This is a genomic window from Rummeliibacillus sp. BSL5 (genome assembly GCF_052928305.1).
Map to the genome: position 1 here is coordinate 1,445,591 of NZ_JAVGCV010000001.1, position 22,718 is coordinate 1,468,308.

General features: G+C 37.8%; 17 protein-coding genes. 4 read left to right on the forward strand and 13 right to left on the reverse strand.

The window, feature by feature from the left end; translation table 11 throughout:
* Positions 1-25 precede the first annotated feature (25 nt).
* A complete protein-coding gene (locus RCJ93_RS07375; RefSeq protein WP_446738699.1) occupies positions 26-1,501 on the reverse strand; it encodes a PAS domain-containing sensor histidine kinase in 1,476 nt (491 codons plus the stop codon).
* A 298-nt stretch (positions 1,502-1,799) separates the two neighbouring features.
* Here RCJ93_RS07375 and RCJ93_RS07380 point away from each other — a divergent pair, with 298 nt between their 5' ends.
* Positions 1,800-3,560: a DUF4080 domain-containing protein gene (locus tag RCJ93_RS07380; RefSeq protein ID WP_446738700.1), complete on the forward strand. Its 1,761-nt coding sequence runs from the start codon at positions 1,800-1,802 to the stop codon at positions 3,558-3,560.
* 70 nt (positions 3,561-3,630) lie between these two features.
* On the opposite strand, the gene RCJ93_RS07385 is transcribed toward RCJ93_RS07380, so the two are convergent.
* From RCJ93_RS07385 to RCJ93_RS07405, 5 genes are all read right to left on the reverse strand, one after another.
* Positions 3,631-4,980: a TrkH family potassium uptake protein gene (locus RCJ93_RS07385; RefSeq protein WP_147194443.1), complete on the reverse strand. Its 1,350-nt coding sequence runs from the start codon at positions 4,978-4,980 to the stop codon at positions 3,631-3,633.
* Positions 4,981-5,143: 163 nt separating this feature from the next.
* Complete coding sequence (locus tag RCJ93_RS07390; protein WP_446738701.1) at positions 5,144-5,917, reverse strand: TerC family protein; 774 nt, start codon at positions 5,915-5,917, stop codon at positions 5,144-5,146.
* A gap of 258 nt (positions 5,918-6,175) precedes the next feature.
* Positions 6,176-7,750 carry a peptide chain release factor 3 gene (locus tag RCJ93_RS07395; protein WP_147194448.1) on the reverse strand — a complete coding sequence of 525 codons (1,575 nt, stop codon included), beginning with the start codon at positions 7,748-7,750 and terminating at the stop codon, positions 6,176-6,178.
* Positions 7,751-8,016: 266 nt separating this feature from the next.
* A complete protein-coding gene (locus tag RCJ93_RS07400; RefSeq protein ID WP_446738702.1) occupies positions 8,017-9,498 on the reverse strand; it encodes a UDP-N-acetylmuramoyl-L-alanyl-D-glutamate--2,6-diaminopimelate ligase in 1,482 nt (493 codons plus the stop codon).
* 16 nt (positions 9,499-9,514) lie between these two features.
* Positions 9,515-10,570 (reverse strand): M42 family metallopeptidase, encoded by a 1,056-nt coding sequence (locus RCJ93_RS07405; RefSeq protein ID WP_150283753.1) that lies wholly within the window; start codon positions 10,568-10,570, stop codon positions 9,515-9,517.
* Between the two features lie 111 nt (positions 10,571-10,681).
* Here RCJ93_RS07405 and RCJ93_RS07410 point away from each other — a divergent pair, with 111 nt between their 5' ends.
* Positions 10,682-12,262 carry a two-component system sensor histidine kinase NtrB gene (locus RCJ93_RS07410; protein WP_150283752.1) on the forward strand — a complete coding sequence of 527 codons (1,581 nt, stop codon included), beginning with the start codon at positions 10,682-10,684 and terminating at the stop codon, positions 12,260-12,262.
* Positions 12,263-12,574: 312 nt separating this feature from the next.
* Here the strand turns inward: RCJ93_RS07410 and RCJ93_RS07415 are convergent, their stop codons facing one another.
* From RCJ93_RS07415 to RCJ93_RS07425, 3 genes are read right to left on the reverse strand one after another with little or no spacing between them, the layout of a single operon-like run.
* Positions 12,575-13,033 (reverse strand): NUDIX hydrolase, encoded by a 459-nt coding sequence (locus RCJ93_RS07415; RefSeq protein ID WP_446738703.1) that lies wholly within the window; start codon positions 13,031-13,033, stop codon positions 12,575-12,577.
* Between the two features lie 32 nt (positions 13,034-13,065).
* A complete protein-coding gene (locus RCJ93_RS07420) occupies positions 13,066-13,665 on the reverse strand; it encodes an NDxxF motif lipoprotein (RefSeq protein WP_446738704.1) in 600 nt (199 codons plus the stop codon).
* 45 nt (positions 13,666-13,710) lie between these two features.
* The gene (locus RCJ93_RS07425; protein WP_446738705.1) at positions 13,711-15,102 is read right to left on the reverse strand and encodes an aldehyde dehydrogenase; all 1,392 of its coding nucleotides are present in this window, start codon (positions 15,100-15,102) and stop codon (positions 13,711-13,713) included.
* Positions 15,103-15,250: 148 nt separating this feature from the next.
* On the opposite strand from RCJ93_RS07425, the gene RCJ93_RS07430 reads away from it, so the two are divergent.
* Both RCJ93_RS07430 and RCJ93_RS07435 read left to right on the forward strand, forming a co-directional pair.
* Complete coding sequence (locus RCJ93_RS07430; RefSeq protein ID WP_173668467.1) at positions 15,251-15,403, forward strand: hypothetical protein; 153 nt, start codon at positions 15,251-15,253, stop codon at positions 15,401-15,403.
* Between the two features lie 86 nt (positions 15,404-15,489).
* Positions 15,490-17,643, forward strand: coding sequence for a YhgE/Pip family protein (locus RCJ93_RS07435; RefSeq protein ID WP_446738706.1), 2,154 nt, complete (start codon positions 15,490-15,492; stop codon positions 17,641-17,643).
* Between the two features lie 429 nt (positions 17,644-18,072).
* On the opposite strand, the gene RCJ93_RS07440 is transcribed toward RCJ93_RS07435, so the two are convergent.
* The 4 genes from RCJ93_RS07440 to purH form a co-directional block, all read right to left on the reverse strand.
* Positions 18,073-19,071 carry an inorganic phosphate transporter gene (locus RCJ93_RS07440; protein WP_066784904.1) on the reverse strand — a complete coding sequence of 333 codons (999 nt, stop codon included), beginning with the start codon at positions 19,069-19,071 and terminating at the stop codon, positions 18,073-18,075.
* A gap of 14 nt (positions 19,072-19,085) precedes the next feature.
* Entirely contained in the window at positions 19,086-19,706 is a 621-nt protein-coding gene (locus RCJ93_RS07445) for a DUF47 domain-containing protein (RefSeq protein ID WP_066784901.1), read from the reverse strand.
* A gap of 204 nt (positions 19,707-19,910) precedes the next feature.
* Positions 19,911-21,164 (reverse strand): phosphoribosylamine--glycine ligase, encoded by a 1,254-nt coding sequence (purD, locus tag RCJ93_RS07450; RefSeq protein ID WP_446738707.1) that lies wholly within the window; start codon positions 21,162-21,164, stop codon positions 19,911-19,913.
* A gap of 15 nt (positions 21,165-21,179) precedes the next feature.
* Positions 21,180-22,715 (reverse strand): bifunctional phosphoribosylaminoimidazolecarboxamide formyltransferase/IMP cyclohydrolase, encoded by a 1,536-nt coding sequence (gene purH / locus RCJ93_RS07455; protein ID WP_446738708.1) that lies wholly within the window; start codon positions 22,713-22,715, stop codon positions 21,180-21,182.
* Between the last annotated feature and the right edge of the window lie 3 nt (positions 22,716-22,718).

Sequence of the window (22,718 nt, forward strand, 5' to 3'; positions counted from 1 at the left end):
TTAATACTTTGTCAAAAGGGTGATGTTATACAGAATAAAAGCAATCGCTCTGTTCTGTAAGATCAGCGAAGTCTATTTCCAAGCTTTTTTCTGCCACCATCTCTCTTTGTTTTTGAATTACAAGAGGAAAATCAATACTGAATATCGTGCCCTCTCCTACTTTGCTTGTGGCTGTAATTTTACCATTATGCTCTTCAACAGTTTTCGCCACAAAAGCGAGACCTAATCCTGTACCTTCTGATTTAGTTGTATAGAATGGAGTGAAGATATTTTCCAATTCCTTATCAGTCATACCTGAACCGCTATCTTCAATTGAGATGGTCACTTTATCATAGTATTTAATTTGTTGTCGAATGACAATCTTGCCTCCTGAAGGCATAACCTCAAAAGCATTCTTTAATAAATTGATTAGCACCTGCTTCAGTTTGTGGCTATTCCCTAAAATTAAATCTTCTTGATAAAGGTTTTTCTCATATTCTATCTCTACATGTTGCATGATTGATTGAGGCTGCATTAGCTCAATCGTCTCTTCCATTAACTCGCTAAATGAGAAAATATTCATCTCATAGCAACCTGGCTTGGATAAATCTAAGAATTCATTTACAATATTTTCGATACGCTCGATTTCTCTGTCCAAAACAGATAAATAACGCTTATTTTCACCTGTGGCTGTCATTTTCATTAAATCTGTAAAGCCCTTTAATGTTGTCATAGGGTTTTTAATTTCGTGTGCGATGCTTGCTGCCATCTCACCGACCATTTGAAGTGTTTGCTGGTGTTCTAGCCGCTTCATCATCATAATTCTTTCTGTCTCATCACGAATAATTGTTAATTGAATATCTTCCTTACAGTCGTAATTGCTCGTGAGCTGTATATAGCGCGTGCCCTCTTTCATTGGCACTTGAACGGTTAATTCTCCTTTGCCCGTTTCTTTTAAAGAACAGAAGAATTTATGGATATTATATCCTTCATTAGGGAATAACTTCCATAAAATGGAGATGTCTTGTCCAATGATACTATGCAGGGAAACATTTAATAATTTGGCAGCCATTTCATTCATCTCAACAATTCGCTTATCAGCATCAGTTAAGAGAAGACCACTCTCAGATTGGTCAAAAACACGTCGGAACTTTTTCTCAATAGCGAGATGCTTATCAACTTTACTAGTAACCTCCGAGTAATGGAAGCATAGTAAAATCCAATCGTATACATCTGAATAGCAGCTCGTTACTTTCATATCCTCTATTTTAGAGTTTAAGGTGTTAATAGACATCTTCTCAGTTGTATACGAACGAGTTTTAGTATTTTCAACAATCTGCTTCCATACATCATAGGAATCTTCGCTTAGCCAATTTTTTATATCAATATCTTCTTCTACTTGTAAGTGTTCTTTGGCCAATTCATTAGCAAATAAAATATGGAATCTGTGGTCAACAATTATAATTGGTTCTTCACATTCTTGAAATGTAAAATCAAAATTACTGAAAAATCGTTGCGGCATTAACTAATCACCAATCCCTTCTTTTTATCATTCTATGAATTTCGCCAATAAATAATGACAGCAAATTAGCACTAAATAAGTTGAAACTCTGCTAAATAGGAGTTTTAATGTCCTAAATTACCTCCGTCCGGAATTAAATTATTAATATTCAGATTATTTCATATAAATCAAATTCTATAAATAGGACTTTTTACTTTAAATTTTTTTGTATAATTACGCTAGTATCTTTATCTTAAAACAACTCTGTTAAATATACAAGATATTTCCACTCGACAAATTAGCTAAAAGGAGATTCCCTATGAATATTGTTCTTGCAACATTAAATGCCAAATATATCCACACTAATCTCGCTATCAGATATTTAAAAGCTTATGCCCAGCCTGACTTCAACCCAGTTCTTGCAGAGTATACGATTAAAGATCCTACTTTTAATATCGTATCTGATCTCTATCGAAAATCTCCAGATATCATCGGATTCAGTTGTTATATCTGGAATATTGAAGAAACAATCAAAGTAATACAAATGGTGAAGAAAGTCAGCCCTCATACGAAAATCGTCCTAGGAGGCCCAGAAGTAAGTTATGATGTCCATGTTTGGCTCAAGCGTTTAAAAGAAGATGTAGACTGCATTATTATGGGTGAAGGTGAGCATTCTTTTAAACAACTACTTCATTATTACCATGGAAACATCCCTCTTTCTGAAGTGCCAGGAATCGCTTATTTAAAAGAGGAAAAGGTTGAAATACATCAAGCGGCACAAAAAGTTGATTTGCGTGAAATGCCTAGCCCTTATCGTTTTGAAGAAGATCTTCCCCATCTATCAAAGCGTATTGCCTATATTGAGACTAGTCGTGGCTGTCCTTTTAACTGCCAATTTTGCCTTTCTTCTATAGAAGTTGGTGTTCGCTACTTTAACCGCGAAAAAATAAAAGAAGATATACGATATTTGATGAATAACGGCGTCCGGACGATAAAGTTTGTCGATCGTACTTTCAACATTAGCAGAAGCTATGCAATGGAAATGTTCCAGTTTTTAATAGATGAACATCAAGAAGGTGTCGTATTCCAATTTGAAATTACAGCAGATATCATGCGTCCAGAAGTTATTCAATTTTTGAATGACAATGCACCCAAGGGTTTGTTCCGCTTTGAAATTGGCGTACAATCGACAAATGACTTAACCAATGACCTAGTGAAGCGAAGACAAAACTTCTCCAAATTAACTCGTACAGTGACAATGGTAAAAGAAGGAGGCAAAATTGATCAACATTTAGATTTAATAGCAGGACTTCCAGAAGAAGATTATCACAGTTTCCGCCAAACATTTAATGACGTATTTGCTCTACGCCCAGAGGAATTACAGCTAGGTTTCTTAAAGTTATTGCGTGGCACAGGACTGCGCCTGCAAGCGAAACAATACGGCTACGATTATGTGGATGTAGCTCCATATGAAATTGTCGCAAATAATGTGCTAAGCTTTGATGATATGCTTCGGATTAAACAAACTGAGGATATATTAGAGAAGTATTGGAATGATCACCGAATTGATTATACGATAGATTATTTGGTCAGTAGCGTCTTTGAAACACCATTTGATTTCTTCCAAGAATTCGGAACCTATTGGGACAATCAAGGCTGGTCACGTATAGGCCACCAGCTTGAAGATTTATTCTTACGCTTGATAGCATTTCTAGAACAGCGCGGAAACGTAAACATGAATATCATTGTAAGTTTGCTGCAGCTAGACTATTTAAAAGCACAGCGTTTCCAGCCTCGTAAACCTTGGTGGAAAAACCAACTACCTGAAATTAAATCAAAAGATATACTGAAAGAGCTACGCTTACACCCTGAAATGGCCGGCAGTGCATTTGCTCAATTCAATGTAGGAGAAAAAGAATTGTATAAGCATACACTGCTTCTTCCTTTCTATATCGATTTAGATTTACTGAAAAATAATAATGAGGTCCAAGAGTGCAATGGTTATCTAATGACCTATTTCCGCAAAGATGGAGCTCCGTACTTTGCTTTTATCCGCGAAGAACAAATGGCTTACAGTTAATCAAATATGCAAAAAAGGGCTCCTCTAAGGAGCCCTTTTTATACTCAAGCTTAATTTATCCTTTTACAAGCTATCCAATAATAACTCTTTCTTTCGGATAATGATATTTCGTCTGTTTCGCTTTTCCGCCAAGAGAGTAAAGGAATGAAATCATTCCTACCCTGCCTATAAACATTAAAAAAATCATAACAACTTTACCAATGCTAGAAAGGTGCTCTGTTAACCCTAATGACATACCACATGTACCGAACGCTGATGTGATTTCAAAGAGAATTTCAATCAACGATGCATGCGATTCTGTTAATGATAAGATCATTGTTGCTAATACTACTAGGCATGTAGACAAAATAATCACTACATAGGATCGAAACACATCCAGGACATGGATTTCACGATGGAAAATTTGAATATCCTGCTTATTTCTAGCAAAGTTTATTAAAAATAAAATAGCAATCGCTAAAGTGGTTGTACGAATACCTCCCCCAACAGAACTTGGAGACGCACCAATAAACATTAATAGGCTTAAAAAGATATCTGTCGCTTGATGGAACTGCGTTACATCAATAGTCGTTAATCCTGCCGAACGTGCAGAGACTGAATGGAACATAGCTGTAAAGAATGCTTGATGCCAGCTCATCCCCTTAAATGCATTAAATGCTTCAAGTAACAGGATAACTGCTGTCCCCACTATGAATAAAATAGCATAGGTAGACGTGGTGATTTTTGTAAAAAGTGAAAATTTAAAGTTTGGCGTCTTATTTGACAAAAAGGCCTTCACTTCAATTAATACAGGAAAACCAATAGCACCAAGCGCAATCATAATCATATTGATAACTTGAACAAAATAATCATGTCGGAACAGATACATAGAATTGCCTGTAATATCAAATCCTCCATTGGTAGTGGCTGATATCGCTGCAAAGAAACCATTATAGAGCGCTTCTAAAAATGTATCAAAATACTGCGTGAAATATAGTGTTAAAATGGCAGTGCCTATTAATTCAATCATTAGAAGAAGCTTGATAATTTCTTTAATCAAATGGACAACACCTGATAGATTATATTGATTATGATCCACCATGATTAATTGCCTTTCACGCAGCCCAATCTTCTTTCCAAAAATAAGCCAAGTAAAGGTACCTAATGACATAATACCAATTGCGCCGAGCTGCATAATAACCGACAACATAATAACCCCAAAAACAGAGTATGTTTCAGAAATATTATTTACAGTCAGCCCAGTAACGCTAACAGCACTCACAGCAGTAAATAAACTGTCTAGCAAAGATACATGGACATTTTCCTTATGCACACCAGGTAAAATTAATAAGATGAATGAAATAGCGATCGCTATAAAATAGTAAGTCACGATTGCTTGGAACGGCGTTAACCGCTTTTTAAAACCTTTTGCTGAAGCCATTATTTCGGTCCTTTCATTGTTAACCAAGATACATACACACTATTGTATTGAATAATGAGCGAAAAAGGAAGGGTATTAGGGAAAAGATTTACCCTTTGCTATCTTTCCCTTTTTAAGCAAAAAAAATCCCATTCCCTACTACAGGGAATAGGATTTCCTATCTTTATTTTTCTGGTTCATTTAAGGATTTTGTTTTATGGCTTACACTCAAAATATAACCACCCGCAAGGATAAGAAGAAGAACAACCCAAAATATCACTTTCCAAGCAATTGAATGTGGGAAATCCTCGTCTAAAAAGCCAACCTGTGGATGTGCAAGAGTCATCACGCCTAGTTTTACACCAACCCAGCCTACAATCATAAATGCTGCTGTTTCAAATGAAGGATATTTCTGCAATAACGAAACAAACCATTGTGCAGCGAATCTCATAATAATCAAACCGATAATCCCGCCTAAGAACATGACCGCAAATTGTCCTGCATTAATGCCTCCGATAGAAAAATCCCCCATGTGAGGCAAGGTAACAGCAAGTGCAACAGCTGCCAACATTGAATCTATCGCAAACGCTAAATCTGCCATTTCTACTTTCACTACTGTTGCCCAAAATCCTGAAGCTTTCTTTTGTTTAACAGAATCTGAAGAACCTGTTTGATGCTTTTTCATATCATACAGATGCTTTCCTGAAACAAATAGAAGATAGATTGCACCTATTGCTTGTATCCACCACCACTTTACTAAAAAAGTGATTAAAAAAAGTGCTGCAAAGCGCAATACAAACGCACCAATCAAACCATAAAAGAGCGCCTTTTTTTGCTGAAGTGGCGGTAGATGTTTCACCATTACAGCCATGACCACCGCATTATCTGCCGCAAGCAGACCTTCTAATACTATTAATATTAATAGTACCCATCCGTACTCTAGTAAAATTGTTTCCATAAAAGTTATTTCCTCCCTTAAATTTGAAAATAAAAAGACCTCTGCCTATAAAAGGCAAAGGTCTCGCTTAGCATTCGTCATTTTTGGATGCTTCTCATAACCGATGGCGTTGCTGCCATGTAATGACGATTATGAGGTAGGTTTCCCTATAGCTACTCCCCTTTGACATGTGTCAAAAGAAGTTATACAGTTTGTCAACTCAGTATAGCAAAAAGTACTCAAAATGTAAATGCATTTTTGTAGATGAAAACATTTGAATTACAATAAGCTATATAAGCGAATATCCGGATTTTTATCGTTAAACCAACGCATAGCAAATTCATTTTCGAATAAGAATACGTAGTTGTTAAAACGGTCATGCACTAGCATGCTGCGGGGGCCGGACATGGATTCTTTGACATCTTCTTCGTTTTCAATCCAACGGGCAATTTTACTGCCAATTGGCTCCATATGAACATCTACATTGTATTCATTTTTCATACGATTTTCGAAAACTTCAAATTGAAGCTGCCCAACAGCACCCAAGATCACATCTTCTGTGTGTAGGGTTTTATAGTATTGGATGGCCCCTTCTTGCACCAACTGCTCAATCCCTTTATGGAAGTGCTTAGACTTCATAACGTTTTTAGCTGTTACACGAACAAACAGTTCAGGTGTAAACTGTGGAAGCTTTTCGAATTGGAATGTTTTCTTGCCGCCGACAATCGTATCACCGATTTGATATGTTCCGGTATCATACAGACCAATAATATCGCCTGCTACCGCTACATCAACAGTCTCGCGGTCATCAGCCAAAAATTGAGTAGACTGTGTTACTTTAAAGGATTTTTTGGTACGAGATAAAGTGATGTTCATGCCGCGTTCAAACATACCTGATACAATTCGTACAAACGCAATACGGTCTCTATGCGCTGGGTTCATGTTTGCTTGAATTTTAAAGATAAAGCCTGAGAATTCTTGATCCAACGGCTCTACAATTGTTTCCTCTTCTGTCAAACGAGGCTGAGGCGTTGGTGCAAATTCTAAATATGTTTCTAAAAATGTTTGAACACCAAAATTTGTTAAGGCAGAACCAAAGAATACAGGTGTTAATTCCCCTCTTTTGATACGCTCTTTTGAGAAGCTATTTCCCGCTTCATTCAACAACATAATATCATCCATTGCTTGCGTATAGTAGGATGTTTTTTTCATCTCATGGTCAACAGCAAGCTCGCCGTTTTCATCTAACGGTAAAAAGCGTTCATCTTCTTCTGTACGGAATTGTTCAATTCGGCTATTGTAACGGTCATAAATGCCGAGGAATTCTTTTCCCATACCGATTGGCCAGTTCATCGCATACGATTCAATGCCCAATACTTCTTCTAGTTCTTCCATTAATTCTAAAGGCTCTTTACCTTGACGGTCTAATTTATTGATGAATGTAAAGATCGGAATACCTCGCATACGGCAAACCTTAAATAACTTCAGCGTTTGGGCTTCAATCCCTTTCGCTGCATCAATAATCATCACAGCACTGTCAACAGCCATTAATGTACGGTACGTATCTTCTGAGAAGTCTTGGTGTCCAGGTGTATCCAAAATGTTAACACGGCAATCATTATAGTCAAATTGCATAACAGAGGAAGTAACAGAAATCCCCCGTTGTTTTTCAATCTCCATCCAGTCAGATGTCGCAAATTTGCCAGATTTCTTCGCTTTGACAGTACCCGCATCACGAATAGCACCACCAAAGTATAATAATTTTTCGGTCATCGTTGTTTTACCAGCATCCGGGTGAGAGATAATGGCGAACGTACGACGGGCTAATATATCTTGTTCAAGCTTAGCACTCATATTGTAATCTCCTTTATTTCTTTAAATAGTGATTTTTATCTGGGATCTATAGTTAGTCTACATCGGATTCATCCTTTAATATTTTTCACTCAAGTGAATTTTTATATTTTAATTTTAATGGAAGACTTGGAATACCTTCACAATCAGTTATTCCATTTTCTTGTAGAATTATAACTTCGCCGTTTAATTAAAACTTAACCTTGCAATTATATCAAAAAAAGTGAGGGTATTCATACCCTCACTTTTCTTAAATGATGTAATTTTAATTATCGATTAGGTAAGTTGAATTTTTCCCTTGCAGCTGCTAGTGCAATCTCTGCATCGCTGTGCGGGTATTTTTCATTGCCAATGATTTGGTAGTCCTCATGACCTTTCCCTGCAAACAAAATAACATCGCCGGGTTCAGCCACTTCGATTGCATGGCGTACAGCTTCTGCACGATCACCGATGCAACGATATTGATCATGCTGCATCCCTTTTTCTAAACCACTTAGAATGCTGCCATATTCTTCATAGCGCGGATCATCTGTCGTTAATATAACATAATCAGCTGCAGAGGCTTTTTTAGCCATATCCGGACGTTTTAATTGGTCACGGTTGCCGCCTGTGCCTATTAGAAAAATAAGCTTATTTTTCTTATATGGCATTGCAGCTGTAATAGCTTTTTCAATTGCATCAGGTGTATGGGCATAATCAACGAAGATTTGTATAGGGAAATTCTTTGGTGATACTTGTTCCATACGGCCTTTTACAGGTTTTAATTGTTCTAGCTGTTCAATAATTTCTTGTACCTTATATCCTTTGCAATATAATGCGGCTGTAGCAGCTAAAGCATTATAAATATTAAATTCGCCAAGCAATTGCAATTCAACGCTAAATGTTCCTTCTGGCGTTACCATGTCAAAATAGGTGTGATGGTCATGATACTCACAGTTAATGGCTCTAAACAATGCGTCTTCATTGTGCAGACCATAAGTCCATATTGGATATGGGGTAAGACCCGCATATTTTCCAGACCACTTATCATCTGCATTTAATACAGCATGTTTATCTTTCTCAAGATCTTGGCCAAGCTGAGAGAATAACAAACCTTTTGCATTTCCGTATTCCTCCATCGATCCATGGAAGTCAAGATGGTCATGTGTTAAGTTCGTAAAAATAGCAACATCAAAATCCACGCCCGCAACACGGCCTAAAACAAGACCGTGAGAGGAAACTTCCATTACCATTGTTTCGCAGCTCTCCGCTTTGGCGCGGAATATCATTTGTTGTGTAGATAATGCATCACTTGTTGTGTTGCCCGATTCGTATAAAATTCCGTTCAAATTAAAGCCAATAGTTCCCTTTAAAGCAGAACGAACGCCAAGCCCCAATAAAATATTTTCGATCATTGTAGCGACACTTGTTTTGCCGTTTGTTCCCGTCACGCCGAACATTATCAAGTCTGTTGATGGATAGTCAAAAAATCGTGCCGACAATAGGCCAAGCGCACGATTTGTATCGCTAACGATGACTTGCGTTACATCTCCTGACAAATCAAGTTGCTTTTCAGTAACGATAATAGTAGCGCCTTGGTCAACCGCATTTTGGGCAAAGTCATGTCCATCGACTGTATAGCCTTTAATGCATATAAATATACTTTTGGGTTCTACACCACGAGAATCAATCGCAATGTTTTTTATTTGATCTGGCAATGTCCCAATGATTTTTTTACTCGGTAAACATTGTAATAACTGTGTTGCTTGCATTCTTTATTTCCTCCTATTACTCGTCACACATGGTTGACGCCACATACGCAGATACAAGTTGAGCTGTATTCTTAATTGAATCAATATGTGTCCGTTCATACGCGTGAGATGACTCAATCCCTGCACCAAATAATGCATGCCGTATATCAAAACCAGCGCGAATGGCGGCAGAAGCATCTGAACCATAGTAAGGATAAATATCTAATTTATAATCTATGTTGCTTTCTTTTGCGAGCTTGACTAAATGCTGTGTCAGCTCATAGTGATAAGGACCGCTTGAATCCTTCGCACAAATGGAAACAGTATATTCATCAGATGATTGGCCGTCACCAATCGCTCCCATATCTACAGCTATATATTCGACAACCTCAGAAGGTATGCTTGCATTGCCTCCATAGCCAATTTCCTCGTTGTTTGAAATATAAAAATGCGTTGTATACGGCAATTCGATCTTTTCAGCCACGATTGTTTTCACGAATTGAAGCAGTATAGCTGCGCTTGCTTTATCATCCAGATGTCTAGATTTAATGAAACCTGTTTCAGTTGCTTCATAACGGGCATCAAAAGAAATAAAGTCGCCTACTTCTATACCGATTGATCGGCTGTCCTTTTCATTAAACACCTTTTCATCAACTCGTACTTCGATGTGTTCCTCATTGCGGGGCAGGTCGCCTGCTTTCTTGTATACGTGAACAGATGTTTCGTGCATGAGAATGGTACCTCGGATTTTTTTGCCGGAAGCTGTATGGATGGTACAGGACTCACCCTCTACAGCATTCCATCTGAAACCGCCCACCATCGTCAGCGCCAGGCGACCGTTTGATTTGATTTCTTTTACCATCGCGCCCAATGTATCAACATGAGCTGTCAGCAAGCGATGGCGTTGCGTATTCTTGCCTTCAAGTGTAGCAATGACAGCGCCCTTATTTGTTTTGATGAATGGAACATTATTATCTTCCAAATATTCACTGATAAAATTCATAATTTTTGTTGTATAGCCTGATGGACTTGCAATATTCACTAATTTTTCTAGCAATTCAACTGTTTCTTCTTCGTTAAATCTATTTTTCAATGCAATTCCCCCTACTTGTTCTCTCATCATATCAAAATAGGACATTTTACGACAACGTAAAATCATGTATGATGGAAGTATGAAAATATTTAGTACTTCCGAGGTGTCTTAATGAAGCACTCTACCATATTAAGAAAAAAGAATCGCTTCGTACTGTTAATTTTAGTAGCGGCGACCATTTTTCATACATTGATTAATTTACTTGGATTAATAGATGATGGCCAACTCTTAACGCTTTCGTCTATTCTATTTTGTATCTGTATTGGTATATTAACCTATTTTAAGATTGATGAACGATTGATTTGTATTCTGTTGGCAATAGGACTCAATTCATTTGTTGTACTGATTAATCTATACTTTAATTATACACATCATTTGGTCCTCTTTATATTATTACTTTTTATCTTAGCTATCTATCATTCTTTTTGGCTGAATTTTGCTATGATGTCTATCTCATTGATTGAATTTTATTTTCTATTAAAATTTCATTATGAGCCCTTTTCTAAATTCTATAATTCAACAGATATGACGATATTCTTTTTAATTTTTATATTCTTAGCGGTAATTGGAATTATTCAAAGCAACTATTTGAATTATAGATGGAAAAAGGTTGAACAAGTAGCTGAGGAGAAACAGCAAGAATTATTGTCAAAAGAAGGCTACCTGCACCTATTCTTTGAAAATGCAAAAGATAGTATCGCCGTTTTTGATTTGGAAGGACGTGTAGTGGCAGTAAACCCTGCATTTGAAAAATTGTACGGATGGCGTAAAGAAGAGTGTATTGGAAATGCTATTCCGCTTGTTCCACCAGAAAATTTAGCGTATGCAAATGAGCGTTTACGCCATTTGTTAAATGGAGAAAGCTTCCACCTATTTGAGACAAAGGATATGAAAAAAGACGGTACTTACTTTGATGCACAAGTAACACTTTCACCGATACTTGACGATGAAGGCAAGGTGATTGCCACATCTGTCATTACTAGAGATATATCCTATAAAAAAGAAGCCGAACAAATGCGAATCCAGTCAGAAAAGTTAAAAGTTGCAGGTGAAATTGCTGCTGGAGTGGCTCATGAAATTCGTAATCCTTTAACGGTGATTTCTGGTTTTGTTCAAATGATGAATAATGAGCAAAATTCGCCTTATACCTACTATACTAATCTAATTAACGCAGAGATTGACCGTATAAATTTAATCATTAGCGAGTTCTTAGTTCTGTCGAAACCTCATTCAAAACAAGTGAGAGATTTTGATGTTAAACATGTGGTATCTGATATCTTATTATTGTTCAAACCAGAGTTACAAATGAAAAATATTTGTCTACTAGAGGATATTCCGGCTAACAATATCGTATTAAGAGGTGACTCTAATCAAATCAAACAGGTCTTAATAAATTTGATAAAAAACGCAATCGAAGCGATTGAAACAGATGGCACCATTAGGATTTCGATTAAAGAAGCAGAAGAAGGTTATTGTGCGATCCGAGTCGCAGATAACGGGCAAGGAATGTCTGAGGAAGTCATTCAACATATTTTCGAGCCATTTTATACAACAAAAGATGCAGGGACAGGGCTTGGTATGATGATCTCTGAAAAAATTATACAAGAGCATAAAGGTTGGATAGAAATCAATAGCAGCGTTGGTGAAGGAACTGAAATATCCATTTTCCTAGAAATGCTATCTGAATCGTAAGGAGTTACAATAAAGCTATTTTGTATTTGTTAAAATTTTGATACGAGGAGTGAAAAGTCTTCCTTTTAGGCAACTGCGAGTATGGAATGTGAAATCGTTCTCATACTCGCTTTTTTTAGAGAAGGCGTAGCCACTATTCAAGACAGACTGTACCAGAGAGCACAGCCTCATCCCCTCTAGTTTCTTTTTTCTCTTCTTTTTCCGCTTAACAACATAGCTAATTTAAACATATGAAAAGAGGCAATTTCTATCCAAAAACAGAATAGCTATTGCCTCTTTTTATAATAATTACTTGATCTAAAAGGGTTGAGCCTATTCATGCATTTGGCTCCGAATATATTCACGGATTATCGGCAAATCCGGTGGGCTTATGTTAGAAGGGATACTATTTATATGAAAGAATTTTAAGTCCACAACCTCGATTTCTTCTGCCTTTATGATTCCTTTATAATCTTTACATATATAAGCTGCTACTACATTATATACCTCATCACCATGAGGATATTGATAGTAAAAATCTTGGCCAGAAAAAACCTCTAATAGAGTTAAACTATTTGCAGTTAAACCTGTTTCTTCAAATAACTCTCTTTTGGCTACTTGCTCTAATGTTTCTCCAATCTCCATAGAGCCTCCCGATAACCCCCAACACCGATTATCCTTGCGAAGTTGCAACAATAGCTCATTTTTGTTATTAATAAGAATTACACATGCACCTACCATGATTAAAGGTCGACTGCCCACCATATTTCTTAATTCCTTAATATATCCCATACCAACCTCCGAAAGTCTAAAAACTAATCTCTCTATTTAGTACCTTCACGTCCAAATGCTATTGTTTGAATATTTTCCTTATCAAGGAATGCTTCTATTTTTTTCTGTTCTTTGCCATTGACTACCCCATTTTTCTCAATGAGTGAACCAATGTTTAATTTAGAAAAATCCCCATCACTAACCTTATCAATCATTTTGTTTAATTCATAAATATATTCATTTGAGGCCGTTATATAACGGCTGATTCTTTCAGATTCTTCTTGATACCCTTCCGGTAAGGTATTATTCGAGATATATTGTGAGAAGGATTCATCATTTTCTTTTATAAGCTTGTTAATCCTGTTCAGCTTTTTTGATTCACTTTTAGTTAATTTCTCACCATCATAAATATTGTCCTCAAATGGTTCACTAGCACGTTCTAATTTTTCATCACTATTTAGGTAGGTTTGTATGCTACGTTTCATTTCCTCTTTGTTAAGAGTCTGATTTTTTTTGGTTGAATTGAAAACAGTACGCGGAATTTTCACATCTGCTATAAGTGGTGCATCGTCTTCCGCATCATCGATATATTCTTTCTGGGAACAACCACTCAGTGCACAGACAATTAGGAAGCCATAAACAATTTTTCTCATATTTATTCTTCTCCCCCTTAAGCATAGAGATTTCTCATTTTTCCTTTATCGCAAAACAGTGCGAATCAACTTTGCCTTTTGCTTATAAGGTGGATACAATAAATTATTCGCTAGTTTACTAGATCGTTTAAGAATAGATTTGGGATGTGTAAAGCATTCAAAACTAGCCTTACCATGATAATTGCCGATACCTGACGGACCAACTCCCCCAAATGGCAGGTGGGTATTCCCGACATGTGCCATCGTATCATTAATGCACCCTCCGCCAAACGGCAATTCATCTAAAAAGTATTGAATGGCTTTTTCGGTCTCTGAAAAGAAATAAGCCGCAAGCGGTTTTGGCTTCTGCTTAATCCGATATATAGCCTCAGGCAAATCATCATACACTAATAAAGGAAGGATCGGACCAAAAATCTCATCCTCCATCACAGGATTATCCCACCTGATATCTTGTAAAACAGTAGGTTCAATATACAAATCTTCTCTGTCTACATTCCCGCCAAACAAGAGATGTTCCTTTTCCTTTGTGAGCAGTTGATTCAGCCGATCGAACTGTTTGGTATTGATAATACGTCCAAAGTCCGGACTCTCTTGTGGATTGGACCCATAAAACTTTTGCAACGTTTTTTTCAAATGGCGGATGAATGTTACTTTCACTGATTCGTGGACAAGCACATAATCCGGTGCCACACATGTTTGACCTGCATTTAAAAATTTCCCCCACACAATACGTTTTACTGCTACTTCAATATTAGCTGTATGATCTACAATGGCCGGGCTTTTACCACCTAGCTCAAGCACATGTGGTGTTAATCGTTCGGCACATGCTTTGGCTACGATTTTCCCTACTCCTACACTTCCTGTAAAAAACACAAAATCAAAAGGTGCATGGATAAGAATGGATGTTTCCTCCACTTCTCCCTCTACCATACGTACATAACGTTCTTCAAATGTTTCTTCAACTATTTTTTGTATGACAGCTGCTGTGTGTGGAGCAGACTCTGATGGCTTCACAATTGCTGTATTTCCACCAATAATGGCGCCAATCAACGGCTCCATGACAAGCTGGAATGGATAATTAAATGGGCCAATGATTAATGAAACACCATATGGCTCTCGAACCACCATGCTTTTGGCAGGTTGGAAATAGATCGGAGTAGGAACAGCTATAGGATGCATCCATTCTTCTAAATACTTCAGCATAAAACCGATGCTTTCTAATACAATACCGACTTCTGTCGAGTAAGCCTCAAACTCACTCTTATGTAAATCTTGATTTAATGCGTTCATTATTTCTTTTTCATTTCGTTGAATGGATCCCTTTAATTTCTTTAACTGTTCTCTACGGAATTCCAGTGTTTTTGTTGAACCCGACATATAATATTTTCGTTGCAACGCGATCATGTTTTCAATATCTTGTACAGTAAAATTCGCCATAAAATCCCTCCTACAAAGTATAAAAAAAACCAACTTATCCATACTAATTTCAGCTAAATAGAATGTTGATTTTGCCAGTACGCACTGTCTTTTTTCAAATTGTACCATTTGTGAAAAATGAATACTAGTCGCGAAGGGAGTCATTAATATGATAAAAACAGACACTTGGTGGGAATCTTTATTTTCAGGGGATTTATCAATTGGACTATCACTGGAACGTCAACAGGAGCTAGAAGATGAAGGATTTTTGTATTTGCAAAATACAGAACGTTTTGAACGACAAGATGAGTTAACGATCTAACATCTACCTTCATCTTACTTCAAGCATGTATACGCAACTATCCGTATACATGCTTTTTTCACTTTCAAAAAAAGGTGGAGACAGGAATGAACAAAAGCATCCAAATTTATAAAAGAGATATAAAAAATATTGTCATAAACGGTAGTTCAGCCATTATCATATTGGGACTAATTATTCTACCCTCTCTTTATGCTTGGCTTAACATCGCTGCTTCTTGGGATCCTTACGGAAAAACCAATCAGATCCCCGTTGCCATCGTTAATGAAGATCAGGGAGCAACAGCTGGGAACCGCTCGTTTAATGCAGGGAAGGAATTAGTAGAGCAACTAAAAGACAACCATGATATGGATTGGAAGTTTACAACAAGGGCTAAGGCGTTGGATCGTTTGAATAATGGAGACTATTTCTCTGTCATCATCATCCCTAAAGGGTTTTCTAAGGAACTAGCGACTGTCACAAGCGGGCAGCCCCAACGCGCCAAGATGGATTACTTTGTAAACGAAAAGATTAATTCTATTGCTCCGAAAATCACGAGTAAAGGTGCTAGTGTTTTAGTCGAATCAATGAGCAGCAAATTTATCGGAACAGTGAATGGTATTATCTTTGATATTATGAACAGGCTTGGCGTAACGATGCAGGAAGAATTACCTGATATCGAAAACTTTAAAAGTTTGGTTTTCACTCTAGAAAGAGATTTACCGTCTATTTTCAACAAGCTTCAACGAGCGCAAAAGGACCTCAATAGCGCTGGTCAAATTCTTCAAAAAGCCAAAAAGGATTTGCCAGAAGCAAAGGCTTTAACACAAGATGGTCTTTCCACGATCAATCAGACATTAACTTTCATCAATAATGCAGAAACGAAAATAAATTCGCTCAAACCCCAAGTAAGAAATGATGTTGAAAAAATCCAGCATATTGCTACATCTGCCCAAGATCTCATTACAGCCTTAAACAACGATAACTTCACGCCTGCCACTTTGACTGATATGCATAATAAACTGAACCAGCAAGCGAGTACTGCAATTGAAAAATTGACCGCTATTCACACTGCCCTGACAACACTGCAACAAAACAGCAATGATCAACAAACAACGGAGGACCGTCAAGCGTTAGACAAGGCTCTACAGCAAACAGCCAATGCTCAACAAGCCATGGAAACCCTGCAGCAAAATATACAATCAAACACAGACCAAGTACAAGGGCTTTCTGAAAGGGTTGGAAAGCTACGGGAGTTTTCAGATACTGCCCTCACTGGCCTAACGAATTTTACGAATGAATTCGACAATGTTATTCAACCTACAATCGATTCACATATCAACCATATAAAAGAGATGCTAACAGGAACGAAGGGTATATTGACAGATATCCAGTCCACTTTCCCTGAAATAACACGCTTATTAAATGTATCTGATAGTGCATTAGCTAGCGCCAATCAAGGATTACAAAAAGCAATTGCTGATTATCCGCTTATTCATAGCCGTGTACAAAAGCTCGCCAATCAAATACGCAGTTTCGAGAAAGAAACAAATCTTAACAGTGTCATCCAATTGCTCATCAATAATCCGACCGCTGAAAAAACCTTTTTTGAAGAACCTATTAAGATGAAAGAACATCGCGTATTCCCTATCCCTAATTATGGTACTGGCATGGCTCCGTTTTATTCTGTTCTGGCCATTTGGGTCGGCGGACTATTGCTTGTTTCATTATTGGCGACAGACGTAGAGGATAAGCAATATACTGTTCGAGAAGTATACTTTGGTAAGTTGCTGACATTTTGGACGATTGGCCTTTTGCAAGCGCTAATTATTGTATTAGGCGACCTTTTCCTCTTAAAAGTCTCCGTACAAGCACCGTTTCCTTTTTTACTCTTTAGCTTATTTATCAGCATTGTATTCATGACCATTGTTTACACGCTCGTTTCAGTCTTCGGAAATATCGGAAAAGCCTTATCCATTGTCCTGCTTGTATTGCAGTTGGCAGGTTCAGGCGGGACATATCCTGTTGTTTTACTACCTAAATTTTTCCAGATAATTAATCCTTACCTTCCCTTTACCTATGCGATTTCCTTGGCTAGAGAATCTATTGGCGGAATCATTTGGCAGAAGGTCATTTTAGACTTAACCTTCCTAGGTGGCGTCTTGCTATTTATCCTGTTATTTGGAAGTATTTTTAAAAAGCAAATGCAAACCATGACTTTAAAAATGACCGAGAAATCCAGAAAATCTGGTTTATTCCACTAATTCTACGTATTTCACATCAAAACGATACAACGTATTGACATTTGTTGTTTTGAAAATTATGATAGATGGAGATTCTTACACAAGTAAGACTCAATAATCTCAAATAAGAGCCTTGCACAATTCCTGTGCAAGGCTTTTGTTTGCATTTTATCCTACAAATGATTCATTTCAGTAAAAATAGCTTGTCTTTTTTAAAAACCGGACTATAATATACAATTAGGTGCCAAACCTACGTGAGATTTATTCGTAAATCATCACAAAAAGGAACTCCATAACAGCACGGATTGCTGGGAGTTCTTTTCTATTAGCAGGCAGATGAGCGCCTGCTTTTTTATTTTGATTTGAAAACCTCCAAAGTTATTCAACATACAAACAATCCATACATAATAAAAACTGCCAACCCCAAAAGAGATTGACAGCCTCATTCTATTAAAATATTAAGTTCAGTATAAAATAACAAATGGCAGCTAAGGCAGCCGACGTTGGCATCGTAATAATCCATGTCATAACAATTTTGCGGGCTACTCCCCATTTAACGGCTTTTACTCGTTGTGCCGCGCCTACACCCATAATAGATGAAGAAATAACATGAGTTGTACTTACAGGCAAATGGATCAGCGTCGCACCGAAGATAATGGACGCAGAGGCTAAGTCTGCAGCAGCACCATTAATTGGGCGAAGCTTCATAATTTTGCCGCCTACAGTTTTGATAATTTTATAGCCTCCGATAGACGTACCTAACCCCATTGCTGTAGCTGCTGCAATCCGCACCCATGTTTGAATGTCATCGCCTGTTTGCCAGCCGGCAGCAATTAAAGCCATTGTCATAATACCCATAGCTTTTTGGGCATCATTGGTGCCGTGTGTAAATGATTGAATAGCTGCTGTACAAATTTGCAAGTAGCGGATCCCTTTATTGGTCTTATAAAGATGGGCCTTTTTAAAGATGACTTTGAAAAGAGACATCACAATGAACCCCATTGCAATCGCAATGAACGGCGAAAGAAGCAATGCTTCCAAAATTTTAAGGAAACCACCGTAATTCAAGATGCTAAAGCCTGCAGCTGCAATTGCTGCGCCTGCAATCGATCCAATGATGGCATGCGAGGAACTAGATGGAATACCGAAATACCATGTCACTAAATTCCATATAATCGCTGCTATTAATGCTGCGAGAATTACAACTGACCCATTCTCTAAGGCGAAAGGATCGACAATATCCTTAGTAATGGCTTTCGCAACTCCTGTAAAAGTGATAGCTCCGATAAAGTTCATTACAGCAGCCATCATAACAGCTACTTTTGGCGATAATGCTCTTGTGGATACTGAAGTGGCAATCGCATTAGCTGTATCGTGGAACCCATTGATAAAATCAAATGCTAAAGCGAAAATAACAACGAGAACTGTTAATAGTATGATTGAATCCATGCTGCACTCACTTTCTATGCATTACGCATAATGATGGTTTCCATTGTATTTGCTACTTTTTGACATTCATCCGCAATATCTTCTAGTTGCTCGTAAATATCTTTAAATTGAATAATACGGATTGGGTCTTTTTCATGTAAGAATAACTGTTTAATGGATACACGCAGTACTTCATCACATTTACTTTCGTAATCTTTTATTAAAATTGCATTTTCACGCATGCTTGTTAAATTTTTATTTTGCAATTTCTCCATTGCTTTCACAATTTCATCTGTACTCTTCACAATATATTCGATAAATGTATTCATAGATTCATCAATATCTGTTAACGCAAACATATCAAAATGTGCAATACATTCTTCCATGCCGTCCAGTACATCATCCATGCTGTTGGCTAGTGCCAAAATATCTTCACGTTCAATTGGAGTCATAAACGATTTATTCAACATCACAATTAACTCATGAATCAACGTGTCACCGTCAGTTTCATACTTTTTCATTTTTGTGCTAATTTCCTGTAGATCCTCAAAATTTTTAATTCGAAAATCATTGGCAAAATGCAAGGCTTCTTGTACATTCACTGATATTTTAACTAAGGCATCAAAAAATGGATCTACTTTCTTTCGACTAAACATAAAATCCCCCTGAAAAAGTTAGTATATAATATGTGCTGTTTGCAAAAATAGCATATCAGTAATTAAAATAAATTGCTTGTAAATTTACACTACTTAATAGAACATTTACAATCCTGTAACATTACTTACTAACTTTTTCAATAATTTCGATTTTATTCTCTTATAAACCTGCATTTAAGCTTCAACAACAAAAAAACCAGCCGCTTAGAGTGCGGGCTGGTTCAGTTTCAATGCTCGGTTGCCGATATCATTTCGCCAATGCAAGCCATCGTTCTTTATTTTTTTGATTTCTTCATACACTGTTTTATGTGCATCTTCCAAATCAGTTCCTTCAGCTGCGACAACTAGAATTCTTCCGCCATCTGAAATCCATTTACCGTCTTTAGATTGAGCTGTTCCAGCATGATAGATATGTACATCAGAAGATATTGTTTCCATTCCATCAAGTGAAATTCCTTTTGTATAATCCCTTGGATAGCCTTCAGCTGCAACAACTACGCCTAACACAGCCTCTTCTTTCCATTCAAGTTTCATGTCTCGTCCATCCAAAACAGCTTCGATAGCCTCTGCTAAATCAGAACCAAGGCGTGGCAAGACAACTTGTGTTTCCGGATCACCAAACCGAGCGTTAAATTCAATCACTTTCGGACCAGCATCGGTTAAAATAAGCCCGGCATACAGTACACCAGTAAATGGGCGTCCTTCTGTAGCCATCGCTTTTGCGGTCGGCATCAAAATATGATCAAGCGCTTCCTGCACGATCTCTTTTGAAATTTGTGGAACAGGCGAGTATGCCCCCATTCCTCCTGTATTCGGGCCCTCATCTCCATCAAAAGCTCGTTTGTGGTCCTGTGCAATAGCCAAAGGATACACTTTTTCTCCATTTACAAATGCCATGAAGGAAAACTCCTCTCCTTCTAAAAATTCTTCGATCACCAATTTTTCGCATGTTAATTCTGACAATGCCTGCAGCGCCTCTTCTTCTGTCATAGCCACTACTACACCTTTACCAGCAGCTAGGCCATCTGCTTTCAATACAATTGGTGCCCCTTTTTCCATAATGTAAGATTTAGCAAGAGCGAAGTCAGTAAATGTTTTATAATGTGCTGTTGGGATGCTGTATTTTTTCATTAGATCCTTTGCATATGATTTGCTTCCTTCAATCTCTGCCGCTAGCTTTGAAGGTCCAAACGCACGCAGTCCAGCCGCCTCAAAATCGTCTACTAGGCCATCCATCAAAGGTATTTCAGGACCTACAATAGTGAATGTAATTTGATTTTCTTTTGCAAATGCGATGAGTCCGATATGGTCATTTTCATGGATGTTGCATAGTTCAGCAACATCGGCCATTCCTGGGTTTCCAGGTGCTACAAAAACTCTATCAACAAGCTCGCTCTCTGCAAGTTTTCTCGCAATAGCGTGTTCTCTGCCACCACGTCCTACTACAAGTACCTTCATCCAATCACCTCATTGTTAATGTTTAAAATGTCGAACTCCTGTGAATACCATGGCAATTCCATATTCATCCGCTTTTTGTATAGAATCCATATCTCTAATAGAACCTCCAGGCTGAATAATGGCCGTAATGCCCGCTTTAGCAGCAGCTTCTACTGTGTCCTCCATTGGGAAAAAGGCATCTGAAGCCATAATACTGCCTGCTGCTTTTTCTCCTGCCTGTTCTAAGGCGATGCTAGCTGCGCCTATTCGGTTCATTTGGCCTGCTCCCACACCAAGTGTCATTTGATCGTTGGAGACAACGATTGCATTGGATTTAACATGTTTCACAACCTTCCAGCCAAATTTCAACGCTTGCCACTCTGTTTCAGTCGGCTTCCGTTTTGTAGGCACTGTAGTTGTCGTTTCATCTAGCTTGGCATTATCACTATCTTGTACCAACAGCCCGCCTTCAATAGAAGAGATTCTTCTTTCTACATTTGAACCAGCCTCAAATGGGATGGTTAACAGACGAATATTTTTCTTCGCTTTTAAGAGATTGAGCGCTTCTGGTGTAAATGAAGGAGCGATAATAATTTCCAAGAAAATGCCGCTGAGTTTTTCAGCTGTTTTCACATCAACAGTTCGATTTAAAGCCACTATTCCTCCGAAAATAGAAGTTTCATCTGCTTCAAATGCTTTAGCAAAAGCTTCGGCTATTGTGTCGCCTGTTCCTACACCACAAGGATTACTATGCTTCACAGCAACCGCCGTGGGTTCTGCAAATTCCTTGGCAATTTGAATAGCTGCGTCTGCATCATTAATATTGTTGTAGGAAAGTGCTTTTCCATGAAGCTGTTTTGCTTTAGCGATTGAGAAAAGAGAGCCTAGTGGCTTTTCATAGAATGCAGCTTTCTGATGTGGATTCTCTCCGTAACGCAACGATTGTTTTAATCGATAAGTCACTGTTAGGCTTTCCGGATTTTCTTCCCCTGATAGCTCTGTCATATATTGGGCAATCATCGTGTCATAGGCTGCTGTATGGCGAAAAACCTTCGCAGCTAGCTTCCGATTTGTTTCAAATGAAACACTTCCTGTATGGGCTAATTCTAAAAGGATGCCTTCATAATCTGCTGGATCAACAACCGCTGTGACATATTGAAGGTTTTTAGCACTTGATCGAAGCATCGATGGTCCTCCGATATCAATATTCTCGATTGCTTCTTCCCAGGTTACATCTGTTTTTTCAATGGTTTGTTGGAATGGATATAAATTGACGCAAACAAGCTGAATGGGTACGATGCCATGCTCTTCTATTTGACGAAGATGGCTTTCTTCACCATGCTTTGCTAACAGTGCTCCATGAACCATTGGATGTAGTGTCTTAACTCGTCCTTCCAAAATTTCAGGAAAACCGGTCACTTCACTGATGCCTGTCACTTCAATACCTTCATCCAGTAGTGCCTTTTTTGTACCGCCTGTAGAAATAATTTCAAAGCCAGCATTCTTTAAACCCTTCGCAAATTCAATGATCCCTTTTTTATCTGATACACTCAGCAATGCTCGTTTAGACATGAT